The following is an 18,389-nucleotide window of genomic DNA, read 5'->3' as shown; positions in this document are numbered from 1 at the left end:
TTGTCACAGCTCGAAGAACGGGGTCTCGTCGCCGTCCGGGTCGGTGTTCTGCAGCACGATATCGAGGTGATAGCCGCCGTCGACCGACCGTGCAACGAGTCTGACACGCTTGTGCTCGGGCAAGGCGGACAACACCGGATCGACGGCATTCGCCTCGGCTTCGTCGGGGAAGTACACCCGCGTCACGACTCGCTCGAGCATCCCACGGGCGAAGATTCCGACATCGATATGCGGGGCCTCGACGGCGTTGTTCTCGGCCGGTAACGGTCCTGGCTTGATCGTTGTGATGGACATCGTCCCAGTCTCGTCGGCGAACGTGCGCCCGAATCCGCGAAAGCCGTCGGTGCGCGGCGCAACCGCGCCCCGCGGGTCGTCGGGGTGATCGAACCGGCCGTCGGCATCGGCTTGCCAGGTCTCGATCATGGCGTCGGACATGGGTGTTCGCGAGCCGTCGATCAGAGTGAACGTCACCGTGACAGCTCCGTCCGTACCCGGCGGCACAACGTGTTCACCGTCGGGCCACAGCAGTCCGATGTGGACGTACGGGCCCACCGTTTGCGAGGGGGTCTGTCCGAAGGACGCGGTGGTGAAATCGGCTCCGGCGACCACGGGATAGCGCGGCGCGAACTCGGGGTCAGTCATCGTGGTCGTCTTCCTCGAAGAGGGTGGCTTTTCGGCCGCGCAACACGATGTCGAACCTGAAGCCGAGGGCCCAGTTCTCCTGCGTTGCTTCGTAGTCGAACGCGGCGATCATGCGAGCACGAGCGTCCTCGGGTGCCGCGTTGTAGATCGGGTCCTGGAAGAACATCGGGTCGTCCGGGAAGTACATCTGAGTCACCAACCGTTGGGTGAACGCCTGCCCGAACAACGAGAAGTGGATATGGGCGGGACGCCACGCATTGTGATGATTGCCCCAGGGGTACGCACCCGGCTTGATCGTGGTGAATCGGTAGCGGCCCTGCTGGTCGGTGAGCACTCGGCCGACTCCGTCGAAATGCGGATCCAGGGGTGCCGGCCAACGGTCACCGGAGTGCCGGTATCGCCCGCCCGCGTTGGCCTGCCACACCTCGACGAGAGTGTTCGGGATTGCCTTGCCGTCGCTGTCGAGTACTCGGCCGTGCACGATGATGCGCTGACCCTGAGCTTCGCCGCCGTTCGCCAGAGTCAGATCGGCATCGGCCACGGTGACCCGGCCTTCTCCCAGTACCGGTCCGGTGATCTCGGTGAGTCGCTGGGGGAGCAGCGTCAAGGGCTGCGCTGGGTGTCGCAGAGCCGTGGTGCGGTATTCGGCGAAGTCTCGCGGGGCGTTGACGCCCGCTTGATCCCGATACTCGGGCGGGAGATGAAGCATCGAGGGTTCCTCACGATCGTGGTGATCTACGCGATAGCCACCCTACGGTGGTGTTCGCATGGTGGCAAGGTGTTCACATAACGCACGTTTTCGGGTAGCGTGGATCTCATGTTGGACAAAGTCGTGGCCAGCGCCACCGAAGCCGTATCGGACATTCCGGACGGATCCTCGCTTGCCGTGGGCGGATTCGGACTGGTCGGAGTGCCCGAGATCTTGATCGACGCAGTACTCGCGCAGGGTGCCACCGACCTCGAGACCATCAGCAACAACTGTGGAACCGACGGATTCGGTCTCGGAGTTCTGTTGGCACAGCACCGTATTCGCAGAACGATCAGCTCCTACGTCGGGTCGAACAAGGAGTTCGCGAGGCAGTATCTGTCCGGCGAACTCGAAGTCGAACTCACACCCCAAGGCACTCTTGCCGAACGATTGCGCGCCGGCGGTGCCGGAATTCCGGCCTTCTTCACCCCGGCAGGCGTCGGGACGCAGGTTGCAGACGGTGGACTCCCGCTGCGCTACGACGGCAGCGGAGGTATCGCCCTGGCCAGTCCGCCCAAAGAAACGCGCGAATTCGACGGCCTCACTTACGTTCTCGAGCGCGGCATCGTCGCCGACTACGCGCTCGTGCACGCCTGGAAGGGCGATCGGCACGGAAACCTGGTGTTCCACGCCAGCGCGCGGAACTTCAATCCACCTGCCGCAGAGTCGGGTCGGATCACCATCGCGCAGGTCGAGCATCTCGTCGAGCCCGGCGAGATCGGGCCGGACGAAGTGCACACTTCGGGTATCCACGTGCAGCGGGTGGTCCACGTAGGCCCGGTCCAGGTCGGCATCGAGCAGAGGACGGTACGAGCATGAGCGAGAAGATGACCCGCGAACAGATGGCCGCTCGGGTGGCACAGGAACTCGGTGACGGACAGTACGTGAACCTGGGCATCGGCATGCCCACGCTCGTACCCAATTACATCGCCACCGACATCTCGGTGATCCTGCACTCCGAGAACGGAGTCCTCGGAGTCGGCCCGTACCCCACCGAGGACCAACTGGATCCCGAGGTCATCAATGCAGGGAAAGAAACCATCACCGTCCTTCCCGGTGCCTCCTATTTCGACTCCGCGCAGTCGTTCGGAATGATCCGCGGTGGCCAGGTCGACGTCGCAGTGCTGGGTGCGATGCAGGTCAGTGCCACCGGCGATCTGGCGAACTGGATGATCCCCGGGCACATGGTCAAGGGTATGGGCGGCGCGATGGATCTGGTGCACGGAGCGCGGCGCGTGATCGTGATGATGGAGCACGTCTCGCGCAAGGGCGAACCGAAGATTCTCGAACAGTGCACCTTGCCGTTGACCGGTAAGGGCTGCGTGCACAGGATCATCTCGGACATGGCCGTCCTGGACGTCACCGAGAACGGTCTCCGTCTCGTCGAGACCGCACCGGGTGTGTCCGTGAACGACGTCGTGAACGCTACTGCGGCCGAACTACTGGTCGACAGCACCGTCTGAGACCTCGACGCGGTCGGTGTGGGAGTAGAGGTTCATCGACCGACCTCGGAGAAATCCGATGACCGTCAGACCCGACTCGGTCGCGAGGTCCACCGCCAGCGACGACGGTGCCGAGACTGCCGCGAGGATCGGTATGCCGGCCATGACGGCCTTCTGTGCCAGTTCGAACGAGGCGCGGCCACTGACCATCAGTACCGTGCCGCGCAAGGGAATTCGATCGTTGGTCACGGCCCAGCCGACGACCTTGTCGACGGCGTTGTGGCGTCCGACGTCCTCCCGCAACACCAACATCTCGCCGTCGGCGGTGAACAGTGCCGCGGCATGTAGACCTCCGGTCGCATCGAAGACTTTCTGCGCAGCGCGCAGGGTGTCCGGCAACCCGGCGAGGGTCTCCGAGGTGACGACGACCGTGTCGGCCGCGGGGGAGTGCTTGGTGCGCAGTCGAATTGCATCCAAGGATCCCTTACCGCACACCCCGCACGACGACGTCGTGTAGAAGTTCCGTTCGACTCCGGTCTCCGGGGGCGCGACGCCCGGGGCCAGCGTGAGATCCAGGACGTTGTACGTGTTCGCGCCCTCGTCGTCGACCCCGTCGCAATAACGAGCTGCCGCGATGTCGGCTCCCGAGGCGATCACGCCTTCGGTCAGCATGAAGCCGTGTGCCAGCTCCACATCGTGTCCGGGGGTGCGCATGGTCACGGCCAATGCCTTGCCGTCGACCCGCAACTCGAGCGGTTCTTCCACCACCAGGGTGTCCGGGCGCTCGACGCGGTGTCCGTTCCGGAGGCGGACCACCGGCCTGCGAGCAGTGATGCGCCCCATCAGTACCGGCTGTCTTCGTGGCGAATGCGGTAGTTCATTCTTCGATTGTGGACCTCGGTGTCATCGGTCCGTCGACTCGGTGGCCATAGCCGCCGTCAACGACACCATCCGGGGATGGTCGACGAGATCCTCGACCAGCACACGCCTGCCCTCTGCGTCGGCCAACGGAACCTTCCAGTTCTCGTACTGGGTTTCGTCGGTACCCGGCTGGTTCTGGATGCGATGTTCGCCGACGGCGTCGACCAGAGCAACACCGATCAACAGTGACGGGCTGCGCTGGACCAGTCGGTGCAGCGCTTCCACCGTTCGATGATCGTCGGCTGCGGTGTCGGTGTCGAGCAACCCGCGATCGCGCGCCAGATCGAGAACCGCCTCGCGCTTGCGTGTGTCGACCTCCTTCTCGGCCTCGATGTCGCGCTCGAGCAGGCCGAGGCGTGATCGCAGGTCGATGTGCTCACCTCGGAGATACCCGGCCGTGGGTGGTAGGTCGTGCGTGGTCACCGAGGTCAGGCAGAGACTGCGGTATTCCTCGGGCGCGATCGGTCCGGAATCGTCGGCTTCGAACCACAGGATCGAGGTGCCGAAAATGCCGCGTTCGGTGAGATATTCCTGCACCATCGGTTCGAAGACGCCGAGATCCTCACCGACCACCACCGCGCCGGCCCGCTCTGCCTCCAGCGCCAGGATGCCGATCAGTGCTTCGTGGTCGTACTCGACATACGTTCCGCCACCGGCATTCTCGGCCTCCTGCGGAATCCACCACAGTCGGAACAGGCCCAGAATGTGGTCGACGCGGATGCCGCCGGCGTGACGAAGGATCGTGCGCAGCATGTCTCGATACGGGATGTACGCCATTTCTCGGAGGCGGTCCGGGTCCCACGGCGGCTGGTTCCAGTTCTGGCCTTGCTGGTTGAAATTGTCCGGCGGCGCGCCCACCGTGACGCCCGAGGCGAGCACGTCGCCGAGGGCCCAGGCGTCGGCTCCGCCTCGGGCCACACCGACCGCAAGGTCGTGCATGATGCCGATGTCCATCCCCGCGTCGAGCGCACCGCGTTGCGCGGCGGCGAGTTGCTCGTCGCAGATCCACTGCAGCCACATGTGAAAATCGATGCGATCGGCCAGCTTCGCGCGTTGCTCTCGGACGAAGTCGGTTCGCGGATGCGCCGCTCGATCGGTCCAGATCGGATCCTGCGGGCCGAATTTCTCCGCAAGCGCACTCCATACTGCGAAGTCGCGGAGACCGTTGCCCTCGCGCTCGACGAATGCACGGTACGCGGATTCGCGAGCCGGGCTGCGCTCGACCTTGTGAACGCGTTCCAGGGCACGGAGTTTCGCCGTGAACGTCCGGTCTCGATTCAGCTTCTTGGTTCGTGTGTTCGCCTTGTCGAACCGTCTCGCTGCGTCGTGCACCTTGCCGAACTGCTTCGGCGAGAGTTGTGCGGTCTCGCGAATGTTCTCGACCCGAATGTAGAGCGAGTTGAAGAATCGGCGCGTGGTCGGCAAGTACGGCGAAGCCTCCACCGGGGTGGTGGGTCGATCGGCGTGCAGTGGATTGACGAGAAGGTAGTCGAATCCGTGTTCGCGGCCGGCGATCTCGGCCATGTCCTCGAGATCACCGAGATCGCCGATTCCCCACGACCGTCTCGATCGCACCGAGTACAGCTGGGTGAGTAGCCCCGTTCGCTGACGGTCCGCCAGTTCGGCGTTGGGTGACAACGACTTCGGTGTGACCACTACAACGGCTTCCGATGTTCGGACCGTGTTGTCCTCGCTGATCGTCGTCGCCGTCAGAGTGTGCCATCCGAGGGGTGCGCTGCCGGGAATCACGAACGTGGCCCGACCGATCAGGCGGCCGTCGACGTCGCGGGGATCGACCCACACATCGGCTTGCGGCACGGCGATGGTCTCGCCGTCCTCGGAGACCATCGAGACCTCCACCGGATTGCCGTGCGGCACATGTACCCACACCACGGCATCGGTTCCCTGCGTGGCCACGACCACCGGAGGTAGCAGCCGTCGCCACGGTGCGTTGTCGATATCGGCCAGTGCTCGGTCGACGTCCTCGGCCGACTCGGTGGCGTAGCCACGTGCGGTGAGCACCTGTTGCAGCGTGTCGTCGCTCACCTCGTGTTCGGTGTCGTCCCAGCCTCGGTACGAGGTCGAAGTGCCGAGACGTCGGGCGAGAGTGCGAAGTGCCTGCGAGTGATCCACGATGTCGATCGTGCCAGTTCGCCGCCCATGCGTCACCCGGGCCGCCGGGTCGTTCATCGATCGTTCGTCCGGCTGCGGCGCGGGACGATCCGATTCCCGAACCGTGAGGATTGAAACCTGGTCGGCTGGGTAGTCTTGCCCGGCAAACGGTAAAACAGTGCGCGGCGACGATGGGGAGTGCGGATGGCTGGGGTCAGCAAGATCGAAGAACTGGAGAGAGGTTCCGGTGCACCGGTCGAGCTGAGGGTGCGCGCCGAGGCCGATCAGCTACCCGTGGTACGCGCCGTCGCAGAAACTCTCGTCGTACTGAGCGACTTCACGCTCGACGACATCGCCGACGTCAAGCTGGTCGTGGACGAAGTGTGTTCGCAGCTGATCAAGGGTTCGGTGGATGGTTCCGAGCTCTCGTGCCTGTTCTCGGTGAGTGACTCCGGGATCCGGATCGTCGTCACGTCCACGGTGGCGGCCGCGTCGGTGCCGAAGAAGGACAGCTTCGGCTGGCACGTTCTGCAAACCCTGACCGATTCCATCGAGCTGCGCGCACACGACGCAGACGACAGCGATGCGGCTCGAACGGTTGCCATCGACGTGGTCAAGCGGAGGAGCACGATCTAGTGCCGGTGCACGAACGAAGCACGCGGCGAGAGTCCGACGACTACAGCGATGTGGTCGCCCTGATCCAGCAGATGCAGGCGCTCGACGAGAACTCGCCGCAGCGTCGGGTACTGCGTGATCGCATCATCACCCGTTGCCTCCCGCTCGCCGAACACATCGCACGCCGCTTCGGGGGTCGCGGTGAGGCCCACGAGGACTTGCTGCAGGTCTCCCGTCTCGGTTTGGTCAACGCTGTCGACAGATTCGACATCGAGCGCGGATCGGACTTCGTCTCGTTCGCCGTGCCCACCATCATGGGCGAAGCTCGTCGCTACTTCCGCGATGCGGGATGGTCGGTTCGGGTGCCGCGGCGCATGAAGGAACTGAACTCGATGATCTCGCAGGCGGTGGGATCGCTGTCGCAGAAATTGGGTCGAGCACCGACGGCCAGTGAGATCGCCGTCGAACTCGGAATCGACGTCAAAGAAGCGTCACAGGCGTTGCTTGCGCGCAGCGCGTACCAGACCGTGTCGGTCGACTCGGTGGTCAGCGAGGACCGCCTCCCGTTGATGGACACCCTCGGCGCGGACGATCCCGAACTGGAAAAGATGGAGAGCTATCTTGCCGTTCGTCCAGCCCTGGAGAAGCTGCCCGAGCGGGAACGGCGCATCGTGGTGCTCCGGTTCTTCGGGTCGATGACCCAGACGCAGATCGCGGAGAAGGTGGGAATTTCGCAGATGCACGTCTCGCGGATTCTGGCTCGTACTCTCGCCCAGCTTCGCGAGGATCTCGGCGAGGACTGAGTCTGCCTTGGCTAGGCTCGGTGCATGAGTATCTACGACGACGTCGACTCCTACATCGGTGCTCGGCGAGTGACCGATCTGGCGGTGAGCCCTGATTTCTCGCGAGCGGTGATAGCTGTTGCTGCACTCGATGATTCGCGTACGGCATGTCGGACGTCGTTGTGGGAGCTCGATGTCGACGGCAGGAAGCCTGCTCGACGCATCACTCACGGCGAGCTAGGCGAGAGCGCACCGGTGTTCACCGTTGGCGGAGACCTGTTGTTCTCGCGTAAGACGAGCAAGGACGATCCGGCTCGGTTGTGGATTCTGCCCGCAGCAGGGGGCGAGGCGAGAGTGCTCGAGACTCGATCTGCGGGAGTGAGCGGAATTCGGGCCGTTGCTACGGGGGCCGGCGTCGTCGGATTCTCATCTGTGTTCGGCTCGTCGTCCACCGAGGAGGACGACGACGCTCTGCGTACTGAGCGGACGGCGAACAAGGTGGATGCCATTCTGCACACCGGCGTTCCGGTGCGGTACTGGGATCACGATCTGGGTCCGGCGACTCCACATCTGTTCGCTGGATCGGCGGACGGTGCGACGGCACTTCGTGACCTGACCCCCGATGCGCGGACCGGCCTGCACGAGGCGGCGTTCGATGTCAGTGCCGACGGTTCGTTCGTCGTGTCCACCTGGTCGGTACCCGGTGCCTTGGCGACGGTGCGAACCGTGTTGGTGCGCATCGACACCGAGACGGGGGAGCGAACCACGATCGTCGACGACGCCGCGGCCGATCTCGGTGCCCCGGCCATTTCACCCGATGGATCGTCCGTGGCGTTCGTGCGCGAATCTATGTCCACCCCCGAGGATGCTCCTCGACTGACTGTTCATCGATACGACTTCGGGGACTCTTCGGTGTCGGATCTGGCACCCGGCTGGGATCGCTGGCCGAGCGACCCGGTGTGGCTCCCGGACGGATCGGGCTTGCTCGTGACTGCGGACGACGACGGGCGGTCGCCGATCTTCGTCGTACGCGACGGCGCGGAACCGCGTCGGCTCACACAGACGGACGATGCCTACACACATGTGCACGTGTCCTCGGACGGCACCCGGGTGTTGGCGCTGGCCGCCTCGTATCTGGCTGCGCCGCATCCGGTGTCGATCGACTTCTCCGACGGCACCGTCAGTGCATTCGACATAGGCATCGATCACGGCCCGTTGCCCGGAACTCTCACGGAGATCGACACGATCGTCGCCGACGGCGCCCGAGTGCGCGGCTGGCTGGCGCTGCCGGACGGCGCGTCCGAGGCCGCACCCGCCCCGTTGCTGCTGTGGGTGCACGGCGGCCCGCTCGGTTCCTGGAACACGTGGTCGTGGCGATGGAATCCGTGGCTGATGGTCGCCCGTGGATACGCGGTGTTGCTGCCTGACCCGGCATTGTCCACCGGCTACGGCCAGGAGTTCGTGCAGCGAGGGTGGGGCGCGTGGGGCAAAGCCCCGTTCACCGATCTGATGGCGTTGACCGACGTTACCGTCGAGCGGCCCGACATCGACCACACCCGCACCGCTGCCATGGGCGGATCCTTCGGCGGATACATGGCCAACTGGATCGCGGGTCACACCGACCGGTTCGATGCCATCGTCACCCACGCGAGTCTGTGGGCACTCGATCAATTCGGGCCGACGACGGACGCACCGTGGTACTGGGCGCGGGAGATGTCGCCGGAGATGGCCGTGGAGAATTCCCCGCACCTGTTCGTGGCGGACATCGCGACGCCGATGCTGGTGATCCACGGCGACAAGGACTATCGCGTGCCGATCGGTGAGGGGCTCCGGTTGTGGTACGAGCTGCTCAGCGAGTCGGGTCTGCCCGCCGACGACGAGGGCAACACCGAGCACCGATTCCTCTACTTCCCGGCCGAGAACCACTGGATCCTCAGCCCGCAGCATGCGAAGGTCTGGTACGAGGTGGTGCTGGCATTCCTGTCGCAGCACGTACTGGGTGAGAGCGCGTCGATGCCGCGAATCCTCGGCCACTAGAATCGCCCGGTGACCAGTTCCGTGCCAGAGACACCCGACAATCCAGCAGACCGCTTGCCCAAGAACTGGGACCCGAGTGAAGTAGAGGCCGAGCTGTACCGTTCCTGGGTCGACGCCGGGTACTTCGAGGCCGACGCCGCCAGCGGCAAGCCGCCGTACTCCATCGTGCTGCCTCCACCGAATGTCACCGGCAGCCTGCACATGGGGCACGCTCTGGATCACACCCTGATGGATGCGCTGAGCCGCCGCAAGCGGATGCTCGGGTTCGAGGTGCTGTGGCTACCGGGCATGGACCACGCGGGCATCGCCACGCAGACCGTGGTGGAAAAGCAGCTCGCAGCGGACGGAAAGACCAAGGAAGAGTTCGGCCGCGAGCTGTTCATCGACAAGGTCTGGGACTGGAAGCGCGAATCCGGCGGAACCATCGGCGGCCAGATGCGACGCATCGGCGACGGTGTCGACTGGAGCCGCGAGCGGTTCACCATGGACGACGGTCTGTCCGAGGCCGTGCAGACCATGTTCAAGCGGATGTTCGACGACGGCTTGATCTACCGCGCAGAGCGGCTCGTCAATTGGTCGCCGGTGTTGCAGACGGCCATCTCCGACATCGAAGTCAAGTTCGAGGACGTCGAGGGCGAACTCGTGTCGCTCCGTTACGGCTCCCTCGAGGATTCCGAGCCGCATGTGATCGTCGCGACCACGCGAGTGGAAACGATGCTCGGCGATACCGCGGTAGCGGTGCACCCCGACGACGAGAGGTACAAGGCTCTGGTCGGTACCACCCTCGAGCACCCGTTCACCGGTCGGCAGATCCCGATCATCGCCGACGACTATGTCGATCCCGAATTCGGCACGGGCGCAGTGAAGATCACCCCGGCACACGACCCCAACGACTTCGAGATGGGTGTGCGGCACTCGCTGCCGATGCCGTCGATCATGGACAAGGCCGGCCGAATCACGGACACCGGAACACAATTCGACGGTATGGACCGCTTCGAGGCGCGCGTCAAGGTTCGTGAAGCTCTCGCCGAACAGGGCCGCGTGGTCGCCGAGAAGCGTCCGTACTTGCACAGCGTCGGCCATTCCGAGCGCAGCGGCGAGCCGATCGAGCCGCGTCTGTCCTTGCAGTGGTGGGTCAAGGTCGACGGTCTGGCGAAAGCTGCCGGCGACGCAGTGCGCAACGGCGATACCGTCATTCACCCCAAAAGCCAGGAACCGCGCTGGTTCTCCTGGGTCGACAACATGCACGATTGGTGCATCTCGCGCCAGTTGTGGTGGGGGCATCGGATTCCGATTTGGTACGGACCCGACGGTGAGACCGTCTGCCTCGGACCGGGAGAGAGTGCACCCGAGGGCTGGGAGCAGGATCCCGACGTCCTCGACACCTGGTTCTCGTCCGGACTCTGGCCTTTCTCGACGATGGGGTGGCCGGAAGCCACTGCTGATCTCGAGAAGTTCTATCCCACCGGTGTTCTCGTCACCGGGTACGACATCCTCTTCTTCTGGGTCGCCCGCATGATGATGTTCGGCACCTACGTCGGAGCCGACGATGCGATCACCGCGGGCAAGCAGGGACCGCAGGTTCCGTTCCGAGATGTGTTCCTGCACGGATTGATTCGCGATCAGTACGGCAAGAAGATGTCCAAGTCGCGCGGCAACGGAATCGATCCGCTCGATTGGGTCGACCGATTCGGTGCGGATGCGCTGCGCTTCACGCTCGCTCGCGGTGCCAACCCGGGTGCGGACATGTCGGTCGGCGAGGACCACGCGCAGTCCTCGCGCAACTTCGCGAACAAGCTCTTCAACGCCACCAAGTTCGCCCTGATGAACGGTGCGGCACCGGCAGACCTACCTCCGCGTGCCCAGCTGACCGACGCCGACCGGTGGATCCTGGACAGGCTCGAACAGGTTCGCGCAGCAGTGGATTCGGCGTTCGATCGCTACGAATTCAGTAAGGCCTGTGAGGCGCTCTACCACTTCGCCTGGGACGAGGTCTGCGATTGGTACCTCGAGATCGCCAAGGTTCAGTTCGCCGACGAGGCCATCGCCGCCACCACGCGCGGAGTGCTCGGGAACGTGCTCGACGCGTTGCTGCGCCTGCTGCATCCGGTGATCCCGTTCGTCACCGAGACGCTGTGGAAGGTCCTCACCGGCGGCGAGTCACTGGTGATTGCGGCGTGGCCGAGCCCTGCCGGCGATTCTCTGGATCCGATTGCAGCACAACGCATCGAGGATATGCAGCGACTCACCACCGAGATTCGCCGATTCCGCAGCGATCAAGGACTCAAGCCGTCCCAGAAGGTCGCGGCCCGCATCGTCGGAGTGTCCGAAGCCGATCTCGACGGACAGATCTCGGCGGTCACCGCGCTGGCCCGACTGACCGAACCGGCCGAGGACTTCGCGGCCACGGCGTCGGTGGAGGTGCGACTGAGCAAAGCGACTGTGGTTGTCGAGCTGGACACCTCGGGCACCGTCGACCTGGTCGCCGAACGCGCTCGACTCGTGAAGGATCTCGCCGCCGCCGAGAAGGAGTTGGCGCAGACCACCGGCAAGCTCGGTAACGAGGCGTTCCTCGCGAAGGCCCCGGATGCGGTGGTGGACAAGATCAGAACGCGACAGTCCATCGCCCTGGAAGAAATCGTCCGGATCACCGCGCGCATCGAATCGATGGGGAACTAAGTGACCGAGCCCGACGACGCCCTACCGACGCCGCCGCCGAGTCCGGTCGATCTCGCCGAACTGGCGCTGGTCGAGGCCGAGCTCGACAAGCGCTGGGGGGAAACGAAGATCGAGCCGTCGACGGCTCGGATTTCGGCGCTGATGGACCTTCTCGGCTCGCCGCAGAAGGCGTATCCGTCGATCCATGTGGCAGGTACCAACGGCAAGACCTCGGTCACGCGCATGATCGATGCCCTGCTCACTGCCTTCCACCGACGCACGGGCCGCACCACCAGCCCGCACCTGCAGATGGCCACCGAGCGGATCAGTATCGACGGGCGTCCTGTGTCTCCGCGGCTCTATGTCGACACCTACAACGAGATCGCACCGTTCGTCGAGATGATCGACGCGCAATCCGAGGCCGCGGGCGGACCACGAATGAGCAAATTCGAGGTGGTCACGGCAATGGCGTTTGCCGCGTTTGCCGAGGCTCCGGTGGAGGTCGCCGTCATCGAGGTCGGGCTCGGCGGACGCTGGGACGCCACCAACGTCGTCGACGGCGAGGTCGCGGTGATCACCCCGATCGGGCTCGACCACGTCGAATTCCTCGGCGACGACCTGGCGACGATCGCAGGGGAGAAGGCGGGGATCATCAAGAAGGCACCGGAGTCGCTCGTGCCACGGGACACCGTCGCGATCCTGGCGAAGCAGAAGCCCGAAGTATCGGATGTTCTGTTGCGGGCGGCAGTGCAAGCGGACGCTGCGGTAGCGCGAGCGGAATCGGAATTCACCGTGCTCGGCAGGCAGATCGCAGTGGGCGGTCAGCAACTGGAACTTCAGGGGCTCGGCGGGGTGTATACCGACATCTTTCTTCCGCTGCACGGCGAACACCAGGCTCACAATGCGTCCCTCGCGCTGGCGGCGGTCGAGGCGTTCTTCGGTGCCGGCCCGGATCGTCAACTCGATCAGGACACCGTTCGCGCCGCATTCGCGACAATCGTCAATCCGGGGCGACTCGAGCGGGTCCGCAATGCCCCCACCGTGTTCCTCGACGCTGCGCACAACCCGCACGGAGCCGCAGCCCTCGCAGCGGCCCTCAACGACGAGTTCGACTTTCGCAAACTTGTCGGCGTCGTCAGCGTCATGGCGGACAAAGACGTCGGAGCCATTCTCGACGAACTCGAGCCGGTCTTCGACGACATCGTCGTCACCCACAACGGGTCGGCACGGGCGATGGATGTGGACGCACTGGCCGACATCGCCGTGGCCAAGTTCGGCGACGAACGCGTCGTCGTGGCATCGACCCTGCCCGACGCCCTCGAGACAGCCATCGGTTTGGCCGAGGAAGTCGCCGAGCCGGGAGAAGCAGTCTCCGGTGCCGGGGTGGTCGTCACCGGATCCGTGGTGACCGTCGGCGCAGCTCGCACTCTGTTCGGAAAGGACCCCGCGTGAGCGAGCCAGAGTTTCGACCACCCACGAACGACCCGTGGAAGGGCTTCCGCGGCGTCGTGGCGGGAACCCTCGTCCTCGAAGCCATCGTCACACTGCTGGCGTTGCCGGTGGTGGCGACCCTCGGCGGCGGCGCGACCTGGTTCTCGACGACGTACATCGTGGCGCTGGCGGTCGTGATGATTCTCGCGGCCGGCAAGCAGGGGGAGCCGTGGGCGATGAAGCTCAATCTGATTCTTCAGCTGTTCGTGCTGGCCGGGGCCGTGTTCCACCTCTCGATCGGAGCCGTCGGCCTGATCTTCATCGCGGTCTGGCTGTATCTGCTCTACCTGCGCCGCGACATCACCGAACGGATCCGGCGCGGAATGCTGCCGGGGCAGCGGGACTGACAGGGATCGCACCTGTTTCGGCGATGCGCCGCGTCCGGCTGGGCTCGGGTCCACTACTGTCGTCGACGTGACCGACCGCACCCTTGTACTGATCAAGCCCGACGGAGTTGCCCGGCGTTACGTAGGAGAGATCCTCGGCCGCGTGGAGAAGAAGGGTCTGAGCATCGTTGCACTCGAGCTCAAGACCGTCTCCCGTGAACTGGCCTCGGCTCACTACGCGGAGCACGAGAGCAAGCCGTTCTTCCCCGATCTGCTCGAGTTCATCACGTCCGGACCCGTCGTGGCCGCCGTTCTCGAAGGCCCCCGTGCCATCGCCGCCTTCCGACAGATCGCCGGAGGCACCGACCCGGTGGCCAAGGCCGTACCCGGCACCATCCGAGGTGACCTCGCGCTCGACGGTCAGCAGAACCTGGTGCACGGGTCGGATTCCGTCGAGTCGGCCGAACGCGAGATCGCCCTCTGGTTCCCAGGCCTGGTCTGACGGTCCCATCCTCGGCAGTACAGCAACGCATCCGCGCAGCCACGCCGCAACCGCTCGGTACCCGATCGGTGCGGCGTGGCGAGTACGCATCATCGCGTATGGGATACTCGACGGAGATCGACTCCACAGCACGAGTACGTACAGGTTTCACGCTCCACCGAAGTCACGGCTTCACCGAAGTTCGCTAGACCCGTGTCGTGGATTCGATCGGATGACTGTCGTCTATCCGCTGCCCGTCATCGCAGATGCTCGAACGAGAGACAGGCTCGTTCGCGTTCTTGCTTGATGATCAGGCGCTCGGATCGCCGGGACACCACCATCCAGCCAGGCACTGCACACGTTGTCGTCGACCACCGAGAACTCCGACGTGGTCATCGGCTCGAATGCGGAGCGAGACAGAACAGCTGACGTCCAACCCGACGTGAGTACACAAGGATTGCCCTCGCGTGGCCGCGTCACACCCGTCATCGGATGAACGCGCCCGGGGGCCCGAGGAGACTACGTGGCCGATCAAAGCCCGCCCGAAGATGTACAGAACGAGAACGTGGGAGGTCCGGAGCGCGACGATGCGGTGCCCCCTGTGGAAACAGGCATGGCGTCCCAGGCGCAACCCGACACCATCGAGCTCCCCACCAGGCTGCGTGTACATGCACTGGCCAAGATTCTCGGGGTCACCAGCAAGCAGTTGCTCGTCACCCTGGGTGAACTCGGCATCGAAGCGCGCAGCGCCCAGTCGAGCTTGAGCCGCGACGTTGCGGAGTCCGTCCGCGACTCGGTGAACGCTCCCGCAGCACCGGTGGTCGATTCGCCCGCCGAACGGCCCGAGTCGAGCGCTCCGTCCGAGGTCCCTCCCGTCGACGTGCCGTCGCCCGAGACCTCGTGGTCCGAGCCCCAGCTGTTCACCAGCGCAGCCGCGGCCGAACCCGGGGCTGCCCAGCCTGCGGCGACGACCGACCAGCCCACGGCAACCACGTTTGCCACCCCGCTCTTTCTGCAGCCCGCCGCCGTGGATGCTGCGGCACCGGAGTCCGTCGAGTCACCGGCAGAGCCCCCGGCACGTCGTCGGCGCAGTCGCAAGGCAGCGCCCAAGGACGAGGCGGCCAACGCCGACGCCACCGAGACCGCCGACACGACCTCCGCGGCCGAGACGACCGCCGGGGTCCAGGCGGCCGAATCTCGGACCGACGGGACCGAGACCGACGAGTCGACTGCGTCCGACAGTTCCACGGACGACGACGGCGACGATGACCAGTCGCAGCCACGGCGCCGGCGGCGGGGGCGTCGCGGCCGGGGGCGTGGTCGTGGAGAACAGTTCTCGGACGAGAACTCGACCGACGAGAATGCGGACGACGACTCCAGCAGCGACACCGGCACCGACAGCACCGACTCTGCCGACGCAGAGTCGACCGATGGACTCGACGCGGACACGGACGAGTCCTCTGCCGGTGACGACCAGCAGTCGGGATCGGGCCGACGTTCGCGTCGGTCGCGCTCCCGAAACCGATCCTCGGATCGCCAGAACTCCGACTCGAACGATTCCGCGGACGACACCCGCTCAGCGGATGCCTCGGCCGAGGACAAGGACGACGAGTCGGATTCGGATGCGCAGGACAACTACGACGACGCCGACAACGGTGGTTCGGAAGGAGACGGTTCCAGCCGCCGTCGCCGTCGCCGCCGTCGTCGTAAGACCGGAGCCGAGGTAGCGGCCGAGGCCGCAGCGTCCGAGGACGACCCGCCGAACACCGTCGTGCACGAGCGGGAGCCGCGGAACAAGAGCCGCGCGCCCAGGGACGAGGTCCAGGGGATCACCGGCTCGACCCGACTCGAGGCCAAGCGTCAGCGGCGACGCGACGGTCGCGATGCCGGTCGTCGTCGACCGCCGATTCTGACCGAATCCGAGTTCCTGGCGCGGCGTGAGTCCGTGGACCGGGTCATGGTCGTGCGCGAGAAGGCCACCCCTGAGCACCCGTTGACCACACAGGTTGCTGTGCTGGAGGACGGCGTGCTCGTGGAGCACTTCGTCACCAGCAGCGCCACCGCGTCCATGGTCGGAAATGTGTATCTCGGACGCGTCCAGAACGTGTTGCCGAGCATGGAAGCCGCCTTCATCGACATCGGCCGTGGCCGCAACGGTGTGCTGTACGCCGGTGAGGTCAACTGGGACGCCGCCGGCCTGGGTGGCAACTCGCGAAAGATCGAACAGGCTCTCAAGCCGGGCGATCAGGTTCTCGTCCAGGTGAGCAAGGATCCCGTAGGGCACAAGGGCGCTCGTCTGACGACGCAGCTCTCCCTCGCAGGACGCTTCCTCGTCTACGTGCCCGGCGGTAGCTCCACCGGCATCAGCCGCAAGCTGCCCGACACCGAGCGCAAGCGGCTGAAGGACATTCTCCGGGACATCGTTCCTCCCGAGGCGGGCGTGATCATCAGGACCGCGGCCGAAGGCGTCAGCGAGGAAGAACTTGCCCGCGATGTGACGCGACTGCAGGCGCAGTGGGCGAGCATCGAGGAGCGCTCGGCCAATGCCGAGACCGGCAAGGGTGTGCAGCCGCAGACCCTCTACGAAGAGCCCGACATGCTCGTCAAGGTCATTCGTGACCTGTTCAACGAGGACTTCTCGAAGCTCGTCATCGAGGGCGACAAGGCATGGACGACCACGTCGAACTATGTCGAGACCGTCGCTCCCGACATGATGGAGCGGCTGCATCGGTACGAGGCCAACGGCAGTTCGGTCGATGTCTTCGGCGCGCACCGCATAGACGAGCAGCTGGCCAAGGCCCTCGATCGCAAGGTGTGGCTGCCTTCCGGCGGCACCCTGGTGATCGATCGCACCGAGGCGATGACCGTTGTCGACGTCAATACCGGCAAGTTCACCGGTTCGGGCGGCAACCTCGAAGAGACGGTCACCCGCAACAACATCGAGGCGGCCGAGGAAGTCGTCCGTCAGATGCGCTTGCGCGACATCGGCGGAATGATCGTGGTCGACTTCATCGACATGGTGCTCGAATCCAACCGTGATCTGGTGCTGCGTCGACTGACCGAGGCGCTGGGTCGTGACCGCACGCGTCACCAGGTCTCCGAGGTGACCTCGCTCGGGTTGGTGCAGATGACTCGAAAGAAGCTCGGCACCGGGCTCGTCGAGGCGTTCTCCACCAACTGTGAGCACTGCCAGGGACGCGGCATCATCGTGCATCCGTTCCCGATCGACGCCAAGCCGGACAACGACGGCCGCTCGAATTCGTCGCGCTCGGAGTCGAGCAGCTCGGGCACGAGCAGCAGGCGGCGACGAGGCAAGGACAACAAGGCCGACGGGAACGACGGCAGCGAGCGCACCACCGCGAACTCCCAGTCGGGAGCCGTGGACGGGGCCGAGCATCCCGTTGTCGACCCGTCGATCAAGCGGGCGCACCCTGTCGCCCTGGCGATGGCGGCACACCACGACGACGTGGTGGCCGACGTCAGCCCCGCCGATGTCGAGACACCGCCTGCACGTGAGACTCCGGAGGCAGCTGCTGAGGTGACGGTTGTCTCTGCCGAGGATGTCGACGTTGCTGCCGCATCGGTCGCCGATGCGGAGTCGAACGGCGCTCTCGTTGCCGAGACCACCGAGTCGGCAGCCGACCGGACTGCCGCCGAGCCGCCCGCCGAGGTCGAACCGGTGGCACCGAAGGCTCGGCGTGGACGCCGGGTCGCGCGGAAGGCGGCTGCTCCGACCAGTGCGGCACCGGACGCCGGTGTGGTTCTCGTGGTGCCGGTTTCGAGCGACGCCGCCTCTGTCGGTGGGGCAGAGGCCACCGAAGCCGAGGTGTCGGAACCGCTGACGTCGGCGGCCGAGCAACCCGTCGAGCCGGTGGAGGTGCCGACAGCACGACCTCGCAGGCGGCGCGCCGCGGCACGGCCCGCCGGGCCCCCGGTGGACATCGACGTCTAGCAGGAGAGGGCAGTTTGACCCTGGCCGTCTCTCTGCCGTAACCTTGGAAAGTCGCTCCCGGTGACACCGTTCTGCTGTGCCGTAGTGGTCCTGCAGGTGACAACGGTTCTCGGGTCGGTCGTGATGGTCAACGTCGCTACCGGCCGTGTGGGAGCAAGCAAACACGTAATACCAGACCAGTC

At 65.2% G+C, this 18,389-nt stretch carries 14 protein-coding genes; 10 read left to right on the top strand and 4 right to left on the bottom strand.

Annotated elements, in window-relative coordinates:
- Nucleotides 1-3: 3 nt before the first annotated feature.
- Both pcaG and pcaH read right to left on the bottom strand, forming a co-directional pair.
- Nucleotides 4-642: a protocatechuate 3,4-dioxygenase subunit alpha gene (pcaG, locus tag AC5WEY_RS18745; RefSeq protein WP_495647030.1), complete on the bottom strand. Its 639-nt coding sequence runs from the start codon at nucleotides 640-642 to the stop codon at nucleotides 4-6.
- Entirely contained in the window at nucleotides 635-1,351 is a 717-nt protein-coding gene (pcaH, locus tag AC5WEY_RS18740; protein WP_495647029.1) for a protocatechuate 3,4-dioxygenase subunit beta, read from the bottom strand. Before pcaH ends, pcaG begins: the two co-directional genes overlap by 8 nt.
- Nucleotides 1,352-1,459: 108 nt before the next feature.
- Here pcaH and AC5WEY_RS18735 point away from each other — a divergent pair, with 108 nt between their 5' ends.
- On the top strand, nucleotides 1,460-2,209 hold the full coding sequence (locus tag AC5WEY_RS18735) for a CoA transferase subunit A (RefSeq protein ID WP_495647028.1): 750 nt from the start codon (nucleotides 1,460-1,462) through the stop codon (nucleotides 2,207-2,209).
- A complete protein-coding gene (locus AC5WEY_RS18730) occupies nucleotides 2,206-2,853 on the top strand; it encodes a CoA transferase subunit B (RefSeq protein ID WP_495647027.1) in 648 nt (215 codons plus the stop codon). The genes AC5WEY_RS18735 and AC5WEY_RS18730 overlap by 4 nt, the downstream gene beginning before the upstream one ends.
- On the opposite strand, the gene fdhD is transcribed toward AC5WEY_RS18730, so the two are convergent.
- Together fdhD and malQ are read right to left on the bottom strand one after the other, a co-directional pair.
- Complete coding sequence (fdhD, locus tag AC5WEY_RS18725) at nucleotides 2,830-3,675, bottom strand: formate dehydrogenase accessory sulfurtransferase FdhD (RefSeq protein ID WP_495647026.1); 846 nt, start codon at nucleotides 3,673-3,675, stop codon at nucleotides 2,830-2,832. The two genes, AC5WEY_RS18730 and fdhD, sit on opposite strands and share 24 nt — an antisense overlap.
- 60 nt (nucleotides 3,676-3,735) lie before the next feature.
- On the bottom strand, nucleotides 3,736-5,886 hold the full coding sequence (gene malQ / locus AC5WEY_RS18720) for a 4-alpha-glucanotransferase (RefSeq protein ID WP_495647025.1): 2,151 nt from the start codon (nucleotides 5,884-5,886) through the stop codon (nucleotides 3,736-3,738).
- Between the two features lie 183 nt (nucleotides 5,887-6,069).
- On the opposite strand from malQ, the gene AC5WEY_RS18715 reads away from it, so the two are divergent.
- From AC5WEY_RS18715 to AC5WEY_RS18680, 8 genes are all read left to right on the top strand, one after another.
- Nucleotides 6,070-6,501: an ATP-binding protein gene (locus tag AC5WEY_RS18715; protein WP_057479877.1), complete on the top strand. Its 432-nt coding sequence runs from the start codon at nucleotides 6,070-6,072 to the stop codon at nucleotides 6,499-6,501.
- Nucleotides 6,501-7,283 (top strand): SigB/SigF/SigG family RNA polymerase sigma factor, encoded by a 783-nt coding sequence (locus AC5WEY_RS18710; protein WP_032379207.1) that lies wholly within the window; start codon nucleotides 6,501-6,503, stop codon nucleotides 7,281-7,283. Before AC5WEY_RS18715 ends, AC5WEY_RS18710 begins: the two co-directional genes overlap by 1 nt.
- A gap of 24 nt (nucleotides 7,284-7,307) precedes the next feature.
- Nucleotides 7,308-9,299: a prolyl oligopeptidase family serine peptidase gene (locus tag AC5WEY_RS18705; RefSeq protein WP_495647024.1), complete on the top strand. Its 1,992-nt coding sequence runs from the start codon at nucleotides 7,308-7,310 to the stop codon at nucleotides 9,297-9,299.
- A 9-nt stretch (nucleotides 9,300-9,308) separates the two neighbouring features.
- A complete protein-coding gene (locus tag AC5WEY_RS18700) occupies nucleotides 9,309-11,978 on the top strand; it encodes a valine--tRNA ligase (RefSeq protein WP_495647023.1) in 2,670 nt (889 codons plus the stop codon).
- The gene (gene folC / locus AC5WEY_RS18695; protein ID WP_495647022.1) at nucleotides 11,979-13,409 is read left to right on the top strand and encodes a bifunctional tetrahydrofolate synthase/dihydrofolate synthase; all 1,431 of its coding nucleotides are present in this window, start codon (nucleotides 11,979-11,981) and stop codon (nucleotides 13,407-13,409) included.
- The gene (locus AC5WEY_RS18690) at nucleotides 13,406-13,795 is read left to right on the top strand and encodes a DUF4233 domain-containing protein (protein WP_032379204.1); all 390 of its coding nucleotides are present in this window, start codon (nucleotides 13,406-13,408) and stop codon (nucleotides 13,793-13,795) included. Before folC ends, AC5WEY_RS18690 begins: the two co-directional genes overlap by 4 nt.
- A 67-nt stretch (nucleotides 13,796-13,862) precedes the next feature.
- The gene (gene ndk / locus AC5WEY_RS18685; protein WP_057479881.1) at nucleotides 13,863-14,276 is read left to right on the top strand and encodes a nucleoside-diphosphate kinase; all 414 of its coding nucleotides are present in this window, start codon (nucleotides 13,863-13,865) and stop codon (nucleotides 14,274-14,276) included.
- A gap of 502 nt (nucleotides 14,277-14,778) precedes the next feature.
- A complete protein-coding gene (locus AC5WEY_RS18680; protein WP_495647021.1) occupies nucleotides 14,779-18,207 on the top strand; it encodes a translation initiation factor IF-2 N-terminal domain-containing protein in 3,429 nt (1,142 codons plus the stop codon).
- The last annotated feature ends 182 nt before the right edge of the window (nucleotides 18,208-18,389 follow it).

The sequence above is a fragment of the Rhodococcoides sp. S146-33 genome, from assembly GCF_059489205.1.
Note: the sequence above shows the minus strand (reverse complement) of the source record. Positions and strands in the feature narration are given on the sequence as shown.

Excerpts from the sequence above, each read along its gene's own strand:
- AC5WEY_RS18715 (WP_057479877.1), top strand. The coding sequence starts at position 6,070 with ATGGCTGGGGTCAGCAAGATCGAAGAACTGGAGAGAGGTTCCGGTGCA.
- AC5WEY_RS18730 (WP_495647027.1), top strand. The coding sequence starts at position 2,206 with ATGAGCGAGAAGATGACCCGCGAACAGATGGCCGCTCGGGTGGCACAG.
- AC5WEY_RS18735 (WP_495647028.1), top strand. The coding sequence starts at position 1,460 with ATGTTGGACAAAGTCGTGGCCAGCGCCACCGAAGCCGTATCGGACATT.
- AC5WEY_RS18705 (WP_495647024.1), top strand. The coding sequence starts at position 7,308 with ATGAGTATCTACGACGACGTCGACTCCTACATCGGTGCTCGGCGAGTG.
- pcaG (WP_495647030.1), bottom strand. The coding sequence starts at position 642 with ATGACTGACCCCGAGTTCGCGCCGCGCTATCCCGTGGTCGCCGGAGCC.
- pcaH (WP_495647029.1), bottom strand. The coding sequence starts at position 1,351 with ATGCTTCATCTCCCGCCCGAGTATCGGGATCAAGCGGGCGTCAACGCC.
- fdhD (WP_495647026.1), bottom strand. The coding sequence starts at position 3,675 with ATGGGGCGCATCACTGCTCGCAGGCCGGTGGTCCGCCTCCGGAACGGA.